The organism is Geodermatophilus sp. CPCC 205761, assembly GCF_051383655.1.
Lineage (GTDB): Bacteria > Actinomycetota > Actinomycetes > Mycobacteriales > Geodermatophilaceae > Geodermatophilus.
In genome coordinates this window covers 51,699-61,201 of the sequence record NZ_JALPKQ010000035.1, presented here as the reverse complement: position 1 = coordinate 61,201, position 9,503 = coordinate 51,699, and the positions used below count along the sequence as shown (strand labels likewise).

Annotated in this window: 10 protein-coding genes; all 10 read right to left on the bottom strand. The window is 74.6% G+C overall.

Annotation, left to right across the window (positions count from 1 at the left end; translation table 11 throughout):
* On the bottom strand, positions 1–1,155 hold a 1,155-nt coding region (secF, locus tag MY526_RS19400), incomplete at its 3' end, for a protein translocase subunit SecF (protein ID WP_436704858.1).
* Entirely contained in the window at positions 1,152–2,798 is a 1,647-nt protein-coding gene (gene secD, locus MY526_RS19395; protein ID WP_436704857.1) for a protein translocase subunit SecD, read from the bottom strand. The genes secF and secD, both read right to left, overlap by 4 nt.
* 13 nt (positions 2,799–2,811) lie before the next feature.
* A complete protein-coding gene (gene yajC, locus MY526_RS19390) occupies positions 2,812–3,165 on the bottom strand; it encodes a preprotein translocase subunit YajC (protein ID WP_436691599.1) in 354 nt (117 codons plus the stop codon).
* A 162-nt stretch (positions 3,166–3,327) separates the two neighbouring features.
* On the bottom strand, positions 3,328–4,455 hold the full coding sequence (gene ruvB, locus MY526_RS19385) for a Holliday junction branch migration DNA helicase RuvB (RefSeq protein WP_436691598.1): 1,128 nt from the start codon (positions 4,453–4,455) through the stop codon (positions 3,328–3,330).
* 16 nt (positions 4,456–4,471) lie between these two features.
* Positions 4,472–5,113, bottom strand: coding sequence for a Holliday junction branch migration protein RuvA (ruvA, locus tag MY526_RS19380; RefSeq protein WP_436691597.1), 642 nt, complete (start codon positions 5,111–5,113; stop codon positions 4,472–4,474).
* Entirely contained in the window at positions 5,110–5,676 is a 567-nt protein-coding gene (gene ruvC, locus MY526_RS19375; RefSeq protein ID WP_436691596.1) for a crossover junction endodeoxyribonuclease RuvC, read from the bottom strand. Before ruvC ends, ruvA begins: the two co-directional genes overlap by 4 nt.
* A 118-nt stretch (positions 5,677–5,794) precedes the next feature.
* Positions 5,795–6,727, bottom strand: a complete 933-nt coding sequence (locus tag MY526_RS19370; RefSeq protein WP_436704856.1) for a L,D-transpeptidase family protein — start codon at positions 6,725–6,727, stop codon at positions 5,795–5,797.
* An 84-nt stretch (positions 6,728–6,811) separates the two neighbouring features.
* Entirely contained in the window at positions 6,812–7,564 is a 753-nt protein-coding gene (locus MY526_RS19365; RefSeq protein WP_436704855.1) for a YebC/PmpR family DNA-binding transcriptional regulator, read from the bottom strand.
* A gap of 2 nt (positions 7,565–7,566) precedes the next feature.
* Positions 7,567–8,223, bottom strand: a complete 657-nt coding sequence (gene pdxT / locus MY526_RS19360; RefSeq protein WP_436704854.1) for a pyridoxal 5'-phosphate synthase glutaminase subunit PdxT — start codon at positions 8,221–8,223, stop codon at positions 7,567–7,569.
* 109 nt (positions 8,224–8,332) lie between these two features.
* On the bottom strand, positions 8,333–9,457 hold the full coding sequence (locus MY526_RS19355) for a heparan-alpha-glucosaminide N-acetyltransferase domain-containing protein (RefSeq protein ID WP_436691592.1): 1,125 nt from the start codon (positions 9,455–9,457) through the stop codon (positions 8,333–8,335).
* Positions 9,458–9,503: the final 46 nt, after the last annotated feature.

Here is a 9,503-nt window from a genome sequence, read left to right as displayed (position 1 = left end):
GCTTGGCCCTCCGACTTCGCTGGCCACCGGTGCCGGGCCGGCGGCCGGGCGGCCGCCGCCCTGCCGCGCCTCGGAGGCCCGGCGGGCCAGCACCCGCTTGCGCAGTGCCTGCACCTCCGGCTCGCGCTCCTTGAGGTCGGCGACGATCGGGGTCGCGAGCACGATCGAGGAGTAGGCGCCCGCGGCGAGACCGACGAAGAGCACCAGCGCGAGGTCCTCGAGGGTGCCCACCCCGAGCAGACCGGCGCCGACGAAGAGCAGGCCGGCGACCGGGAGCAGCGCGATGATCGAGGTGTTGATCGACCGCATGAGCGTCTGGTTGACCGCCAGGTTGGCCGCCTCGCCCCACGTCATGCGGGCGCTGCGCTCCAGGCCCTTGGTGTTCTCGTCGACCTTGTCGAACACGACGACGGTGTCGTACAGCGAGAAGCCGAGGATGGTGAGGAAGCCGACGACCGTCGAGGGGGTCACCTCGAAGCCGATCAGCGAGTAGATGCCGGCGGTGACGATGATGTCGTGCGCCAGGGCCGCCATCGCCCCGATCGCCATCTTCAGCTGGAACCGCACCGCCAGGAACAGCGTGACGGCGAAGAGGAAGACGAGCAGCGCGAAGATCGCCTGGTCGGTGATGTCGTCGCCCCACTCGGCGCTCACCGACTCGGGGCTGACCTCGTTCGCCTGGATGCCGGCGGCGTCCGCGACCGCGTCGACGACCGCGCGCTCGGCCTCGTTGTCGAGCGCGCCGGTGCGGACCAGCACGGTGTTGCCGCCGACGATCTGGGCGCTGGCGACGTCGGCGCCGGCGTCCTCGGCGGCCTCGCGGATCTCGCCGAGCTGCTGCTCGGTCCCCGGCAGCCGGAAGCTGTTGCCCCCGGCGAAGTCGATGCCGAAGTTGAAGCCGCGGAACACGATCGAGAGCAGGCAGAGCAGCACGACGACGGCGGTGATCTTGTAGATCAGCCGGCTCCTGCCGACCACGTCCAGGCCGGCCTCGCCGTTGTAGAGCCGGTGTCCCAGTCCGGAGAGGCCACGTCGCCGGGCCGGCGCGGCCGCGGGCGGCGCACCCTCCTGCGGCAAGCCGGCGTCGGCCAGGTCCTCCTCGTCGACGGACGTGGCGCGCTCGTCCTCGGGCGTGGTCGCGTCGCCGCGGGTCATGACTCGCTCCTGTTCGTGCTGCCGGCGCCGACGAGCTGTCGGTCGGCGGCCGACCGGGCGCGCGCCGGCCGGCGGGTGTGCTCCACGCGGCCGAGCCCGGAGAACCGGCTGCTGCCGAAGGACCGGAACCGCGACAGGACCTCCATCAGCGGGTGCGTGAAGAGGAAGACCACGACCAGGTCGAGCACCGTGGACATGCCGAGGGTGAAGGCGAAGCCCTTCACGTCACCGATGGCCAGCCAGTAGAGGATCGCCGCGGCGAGGAAGCTGACCGCGTCGGCCGAGAGGATGGTGCGCCGGGCACGGACCCAGGCCCGCGGCACGGCCGAGCGCAGCGTCCGGCCCTCGCGGACCTCGTCCTTGAGTCGCTCGAAGTAGACGACGAACGAGTCGGCGGTGATGCCGAGGGAGACGATGAACCCGGCGATGCCGGCGAGGCTCAGCGTGAAGCCGATCTCCCGGCCCAGCACCACCAGGACGCCGTAGACCACGACCGCCGACAGCAGCAGGCTGGCGATCATGACCAGCCCGAGCAGGCGGTAGTAGAGCAGCGAGTACAGGAACACCAGCGCGATGCCGATCGCCCCCGCGATGAGGCCGGCCTCCAGCTGCTCCTCGCCGAGCTCGGTGGAGATGGACTGCGCGGTCGCCTGGGTGAAGGTCAGCGGCAGCGCTCCGTAGCGCAGCTGGTTGGCCAGCTGCTCGGCACTCGCCTGGTCGAACTGGCCGGTGATCGTCGTCTGGCCGTTGATGGCGCCCTGGATGGTGGGCGCGGAGACCACCCGGCCGTCGAGGGTGAAGGCGACGTTCTTGCCGACGTTGTCGGCGGTGTACTGGGCCCAGATCTCCCGGCCGTCGGCGTTGAAGTCGAGCAGGACCACCCACTCGCCGGTGGTCTGCTGGGTGCCGGCGCTGGCATCGACGATGTCGGTGCCCTCGAGGATGGCCGGGCCGAGGACGTACTTGGACTCGCCGTCCTCCGAGCAGACCGCGACGTGGTCCTCCGGCCGGTCGACCGCCCCGGTGCTCTCCCCGCCGCAGGTCAGCGTCAGGTATGCCTGCTGCGCCTGCTCCAGGGTCACCGCGGGGGCGTCCGGGTCCAGCGCCGGATCGGCGATGGCGCCGTCGGAGGGCGCTGCGGGGTCGGTCGGCGTGGCCGGGTCCGTGGGGGCCGCGGAGTCCGTGGGTGCGGCCGTGTCGGTCGGCGCGGCCGGGTCCGTGGGCTCGGCGCCGTCGGTGGACTCCGCGCCGTCCTCGGCCTGGGCCGCCGGCTCGGGACCGGCCAGCACCGGACGGAAGCGCAGCTGCGCCGTCTGGCCCAGCTCGCGCGCCTGCTCGCCGTCGTCCCCGGGGACGGAGATGACGATGTTCGAGTCGCCCTCGGTGACCACCTCGGCCTCGGCCACGCCGAGACCGTTGACCCGCTGCTCGATGATCTGGCGGGCGAGCTCGAGGTCCTCCGGGTCGGGTGCCTGGCCGTCCGGGGTGCGGGCGGCGAGCGTCACCGTGGTCCCGCCGCGCAGGTCGAGACCGAGCTGGGGCGTCCGCGTGTCGCCGGTGAGGAAGACCAGGCCGTACAGGACCGCGACGATCAGCAGGAACGCGCCGAAGTACTGGCGCGCGGGGAGTTGGCGTTGGGCCACAGGACGCTCCGGGTCAGCGGGCGCGGTCGGCCGGGCCGCCGTCGGCCGGGCCGTTGGCGCCGTCGCCCGGGACCGCCGGGCCGGAGTCGGCGGCGGGGCCGGCGACCGCGGGCGTGCGCACCTCGAGGACGGCCCGCCGGGCGAAGGTGACGACGACGCCCGGGGCGATCTCCAGGTCGACGGTGTCCTCACCCAGGCGCACGACGGTCCCGTGCAGCCCGGCGGTCGTCATGACCGGGGTGCCCGGCGACAGCGACTCCTGCATCGCCTGGGCTTGGGCCTGCACCCGCTTGCGCTGCCGTGCGGGCAGCACGATGAGCAGGACGAAGGCCAGGGCCAGGAGGACGAGCGGGAAGTACTGCTCCACGACTGATGTGCCTCTCTACCGCGGGCGGCGCCGCGGTGGGTGCGGTCCGGGACGGGACCGCTCGGGTGCGTCGGTTGCGGCGGGCAGGGGCATCCGGGCGTGGCGACCGGGCGGGACGCGCGCGGCCGCGGCCGGACGGGTTGCGCGCCAGCGCTCCGCAGTCTATGCGTCGAACAGCGTCTCTGACGACGATCCCGGGGCCGGTGGGTCCGCTGTGACCCTCCCGAGGGGCACGCCGCCCCGCGGCACCGGCTGCCCGAGGTGGCGCCAGGCGGCCTCGGTGGCGACCCGCCCGCGGGGCGTGCGGGCCAGCAGCCCGGCCCGCACCAGGAACGGCTCGCACACCTCCTCGACGGTGTGCGGCTCCTCCCCCACCGCGACGGCGAGGGTCGCGACGCCGACCGGCCCGCCGCCGAAGCGCATGACCAGCGCTTCGAGCACGGCGCGGTCCAGCCGGTCCAGCCCGAGGTGGTCGACGTCGTAGAGGGCCAGCGCCGCCACCGCGACCTCGCGGGTGACGCGGCCGTCGGCACGCACCTCGGCGTAGTCGCGCACCCGGCGCAGCAGCCGGTTGGCGATCCGCGGGGTGCCGCGGGAGCGACTCGCGATCTCGACCGAGCCCTCCTCGGTGAGCTCGACGCCCAGGAGGGCGGCGCTGCGGGCCAGCACCAGCTGCAGCTCGGCCGGCTCGTAGAACTCCATCTGGCCGACGAAGCCGAACCGGTCGCGCAGCGGGCCGGTGAGCAGGCCGGCCCGGGTGGTCGCGCCGACGAGGGTGAACGGGTTGAGCTCCAGCGGGATGGCGGTGGCGCCGGGGCCCTTGCCGACGACGACGTCGACCCGGAAGTCCTCCATCGCCATGTAGAGGAGTTCCTCGGCCGGGCGGGCGATGCGGTGGATCTCGTCGATGAACAGCACGTCGCCGGGACCGAGGTTGGAGAGCATCGCGGCCAGGTCGCCGGAGCGCTCGATCGCCGGGCCGCTGGTGATCTTCACCGCCGTCCCGAGCTCCGAGCCGATGATCAGCGCGAGGCTGGTCTTGCCCAGGCCGGGCGGCCCGGACAGCAGGACGTGGTCCGGCGGCCGGCCGCGGCGCTTGGCGCCCTCGAGCACGAGGTCGAGCTGCCGGGCCACCTTCGGCTGACCGATGAAGTCGGCCAGCGAGTGCGGCCGCAGCGCCGACTCGACGACCCGCTCCTCGTCACCGGCCCCCGCGTCGACGGCGTCGTCCGGCCACCGGCCCGGTCCCGCCTCGGTGGCCGGCAGCGACCGGTCGAACGGGGAGCTCACGACATCACCCGTTCGCTCACGGCCGGCCCAGCATCCGCAGCGCCTGGCGCAGCAGGACGGCGACCTGGACCGCGCCCGTCGTCGCCAGCTGCTCGTCGGCGACCGGGGACAGCTCGGCGACGGCGGTGTCGGCCTCCTTGCCGGTCCAGCCCAGCCCGACGAGCGCGGCGGACAGCTGGTCGCGCCACGGCGCCACCGGGGTGACCGACGGCAGGCCGGCCGGCGCGGCGGCACCGTCGAGCTGGGTGTCGGAGGTGGTCACGCCCAGCCGGTCGCGCAGCTCGAGGATGAGCCGCTCGGCGCCCTTCTTGCCGATGCCGGGCACCTGCATGAGCGACTTGACGTCGGCCATCGACACCGCGCGACGCACCTCCCGCGGCGGGTGGATCGCCAGCACCGCCTGCGCCAGCCGCGGCCCGACACCGTTGGCCGTCTGCAGCAGCTCGAACAGCTGGCGCTCGTCGTCGTCGGCGAAGCCGTAGAGGGTGAGCGAGTCCTCCCGGACGACCAGGCTGGTCGAGAGCCGGGCGCCCTCCCCCACCTGGAGCCGGGCGATCGTGCCGGGCGTGCACTGCACCGACAGGCCGATGCCGCCGACCTCGACCACCGCACCGTCGGGCGACACCGCCGCCACCCGGCCGCTCACGCTGGCGATCACCGGGACACCCCCGTCCAGCGCGGCAGGGTGGTGGAGCGCACCGGCGCGCCGATGCCCCCCGCCAGTGCGGCGACGCGCAGTCGCTGCTGGGCCGGGCCGCGCCAGACGTGGCAGATCGCCAGGGCGAGCGCGTCGGCGGCGTCGGCGGGCTTCGGTGGGGACGCGAGCCCCAGCACCCGGGTGACCATGAGGGTGACCTGCTCCTTGTCGGCACGGCCGCTGCCGGAGATGGCGGCCTTGACCTCGCTCGGCGTGTGCCACGCGACCGGGCGGTCGGCCTGGGCCGCGGCCAGCGCCGCGACTCCGGCCGCCTGCGCGGTGCCCGTGGCCGTGCCCTTGTTGTTCTGCGTGAACACCCGCTCGATCGCCACGACGTCGGGCCGGTGCTCCCGCAGCAGGGCGGTGACGGCAGTGTGCAGCTCCAGCAGCCGCAGCTCCAGGTCGAGCTCGGCGGCGGTGCGGACGACGCCGACGCCGACGGCGACCGGCCGCGACCCCGGTCGCCCGTCGACCACACCCCACCCGCACCGGGTGAGGCCCGGGTCGATCCCGAGCACCCGCATGGTCAGATCCTCCCGCCGCCGAACTGGTGTTCGACTGCCACGGTAACGGTCCCCGATCGGGGGGTCCGAACGCAACACGCCGTCGGCCTCGTCGGGGGCACCGCCCCCAGGTCCTCGGTCAACCGACCCCGATGGCGATCAGCGGCGAGGCCCCCGCGTCGAGCCACTGCAGCAGGGTGCGCAGGCTGCCCCGGTCGATCGCCACGCAGCCGGCCGTCGGTGCCCCGTTCGTCACGTGCAGGAAGAACGCCGAGCCGGCGCCGGGCCGGCCACCCCGGTTGTAGTCGATGACCACCGCGGAGTCGTACACCGCCCCCGCCGCCAGCAGGTTCTCCGAGACCGACTCGTCGAAGGGGCAGGTGCCCGCCGCGCAGCGGGTGTGCTGGTTGTAGAGCGGGCTGGCCACGTCGGAGACCCACCAGTCCTGGTCGTCGACGACGCGGTAGGGCAGCCCGCTGCCCGGGTCGGCCGCGCGGCCGAAGGCCTCGGTGAGCGGATGGGTGCCGGCCGGGGTGCGGGTCGAGCTCTCGCTGGCCGCGCCGACGCCGGCCGAGCCGAGCCGGGCACGGACCGGCCCGAGCACCGCCGTCCACCCGGCGGGCCCGAGCTCCCAGGCGGTGAGCTGGGCGGTGGTCGACCCGGACGACGGCGCGACCACGGTGACCACCTGGGTCGAGCCCCCGGGGTCGACGCCGAGCGGGAGCGTCACCGGCGCGGCTGCGGGCTCGGGCTGCGCCGGGCCGGCGGCCGGCTCCGGCTCCGGCCCCGATCCCGGCACGGGACCGGCCACCGGGACCGGCGTCGTCGCCGCGGTCGCGGCGGCGGGCGGGACCGGTCGCGGCAGCACGCCCACGCCCGGCCGGTGCCCCACCGGCTCGGCGGCGGACGTCGACACGGCGGTCAGGGCCGCCACGGACGCCACCGTCCCGACCGGCGTGGCGGCGGCAGCCGGCGCCCGGGCGACCCGCGGCTCACCGATCCCCATCAGGACGGCGACCAGTGCCAGGAGCAGGCCGGCGCGGCGCGTGCGGCGTCCCCACTCCCCCGTCACCCGTCGGACGCTAGGCCCCGCCGCCGTCCCGGCGGTTCATCCCGCGGTGCGTCTGTGACGGACGGGAACGGAGGTGCCGGAGCGTCAGCCGACCTTCTCCAGCACCTCGTCCGAGACGTCGTAGTTCGCGTACACGTTCTGCACGTCGTCGCAGTCCTCGAGGGCGTCGATGAGCCGGAAGACCTTGCCCGCCGCCTCCTCGTCGAGCTCGACGGTGACGCTGGGCACGAAGCCGGCCTCGGCCGAGTCGTAGTCGATGCCGGCGTCCTGCAGCGCCGTGCGGACGGCGATCAGGTCGGTGGGCTCGGAGACGACCTCGAAGGAGTCGCCCTGGTCGCGGACCTCCTCGGCGCCGGCGTCCAGGACGGCCATGAGCACGGAGTCCTCGTCGACGCCGTCGGCCTTCGGCACCACGACGACGCCCTTGCGGGAGAAGAGGTAGGCGACCGACCCGGGGTCGGCCATCGACCCGCCGTTGCGGGTCATGGCCGTGCGGACCTCCATGGCCGACCGGTTCTTGTTGTCGGTCAGGCACTCGATGAGCACGGCGACCCCGCCGGCGGCGTAGCCCTCGTAGGTGATGCCCTGGTAGTCGACCCCGCCGGCCTCGAGGCCGGCGCCGCGCTTGACCGCGCGGTCGATGTTGTCGTTGGGGACCGAGCTCTTCTTCGCCTTCTGGATGGCGTCGTAGAGGGTGGGGTTGCCCGAGGGGTCACCGCCACCGGTGCGCGCCGCGACCTCGACGTTCTTGATCAGCTTGGCGAAGAGCTTGCCGCGCTTGGCGTCGATCCCGGCCTTCTTGTGCTTCGTCGTCGCCCACTTGGAATGGCCGCTCACGGCTAACCCCTCTCGTCCCCGGCGCCCGCGCCGGCCTGCTCGGCCAGGTGACCGCGGACGATCTCGACGAACAGCGCGTGCACCCGGCGGTCCCCGGTCAGTTCGGGGTGGAAGCTGGTGGCCACCAGGCACCCCTGGCGGACGGCGACGATCCTACCGTCGGCCGGTCCCCCGACCACGCGGGCGAGGACCTCGACCCCGGCCCCGGCCTTCTCCACCCAGGGCGCGCGGATGAACACCGCCCGCACCGGACCGCCCCCGAGACCGGCCATGTCGAGCTCGGACTCGAAGGAGTCGACCTGCCGGCCGAAGGCGTTGCGCCGCACCGTCACGTCGAGCCCGCCGATCGTCTCCTGGTCCGGCGGGGCGTCGAGGACCCGGTCGGCGAGCAGGATCATCCCGGCGCACGAGCCGTACACCGGCAGGCCGTCCCGGACCGCGGCGCGCAGCGGCTCGAGCAGCCCGAACCGCGTCGCCAGCTTGACGATCGTGGTCGACTCGCCGCCCGGCAGGACCAGGCCGTCGACGGCGGCCAGTTCCTCCGGGCGGCGCACGGTCACCGGCGCGGCGCCCTGCGCCCGCAGGGCCGCGAGGTGTTCGCGCACGTCGCCCTGCAGGGCCAGGACCCCGACGACGGGGCGCTCGGGGACGGTGGACATCGGTCCCAGGCTACGGCGGGCGGCGCGGGACCCAGACGGTGTGCGCCGGGGCGCAACTCCTGGCCGGGGAACTGCGCCCCCGCGCACACCGTCGGTGCGGATCAGCCGGTCAGGGCCCGGCCGCGCGGGTCGACGTCCAGGTCAGCAGCCGCTCCAGGGGACCACGCCCCAACTGCAGCCGCCAGACCGTGGCCAGCACCAGCGCGGTGAGGGTGAAGCGGACCCACACGTCCCACCCGGCCTGGTAGGGGAGGTCGAGCAGCCAGATGGCCACGATCTGGGCGGTGTAGACCGACAGCGCCATCGCGCCGACCGCCGCCACGGGGAAGACCGGCCACGGCACCAGGTCGGCCAGCACGAGGCAGACCCCGATGACCGCCACCGCCACGCCGACCGACCCGACCAACTCGAACGGGGTGCCGCTGTGCGGCTCGGCGCCGGCGAACCAGGCGGGATCCCACTGGTCCTCGAACGGGAAGCCCAGCTCCATCCCGCCGAACCGCTGCCCCGCCCCGACCCGCTGCCCCGCCGCCACCTGCTGCGCGCTCAGCCACCCCCCGCCGTAGCCCAGCACCGCCGCGGTCACCCCGCCGGCGACGAGGCCGGCGCGCACCCGGGCCGACCGCAGGTCCATCCGGCCGACCGCCAGGCCCACCAGCACGAACGTCCACCAGATCAGCGCCGGGTAGTAGCCGGTGACCATGAGGAAGACGAACGCCGACTGCTCCTCCTGCTGCGCCGTCGCCCACTGGCCGACCTCCAGCACCACCGGCGGGCCGACGACGGCGATCACGCCCGCGAGCAGGAGCAGCCGCGGCGGGGACCACCGCAGGAACGGCAGCGCGAGGACGAAGAGCACCGCGTAGACGCCGAGGATGATCGCGACGAAGGTGTGCAGGACCTCGAGCACGCCGCCGATCGCGAACACCCAGGCCGCGCGCACCAGGATGCGGGTGCGGGCGCGGCCGAGCGCCGGACCGGTGACCGGCGTGGCACCGCCGGACAGCAGCGCGATCGAGACCCCCGCCAGCGTGGCGAACAGGATCGAGGACCGCCCGGCCACGATCGACGCCCAGGTGGACGGCGACCAGTCGAGGTCCCCGGTGGTCCCCAGGTGGGCGCCGAACATGCCGAGGACGGCGAGGCCGCGCGCCACGTCCAGGCCGACGACCCGACCGGACGGCCCGCGTGGTGGCCCGGCGCGCTCGGCCACCCGCTCCCGCTCGACGGTCACCGGGGCAGGGTAGGACCCCGACCTGGGAGGCGGCTGCGCAGCGGCG

Excerpts from the sequence above, each read along its gene's own strand:
- ruvC (WP_436691596.1), bottom strand. The coding sequence starts at position 5,676 with ATGCGGGTGCTCGGGATCGACCCGGGCCTCACCCGGTGCGGGTGGGGT.
- pdxT (WP_436704854.1), bottom strand. The coding sequence starts at position 8,223 with ATGTCCACCGTCCCCGAGCGCCCCGTCGTCGGGGTCCTGGCCCTGCAG.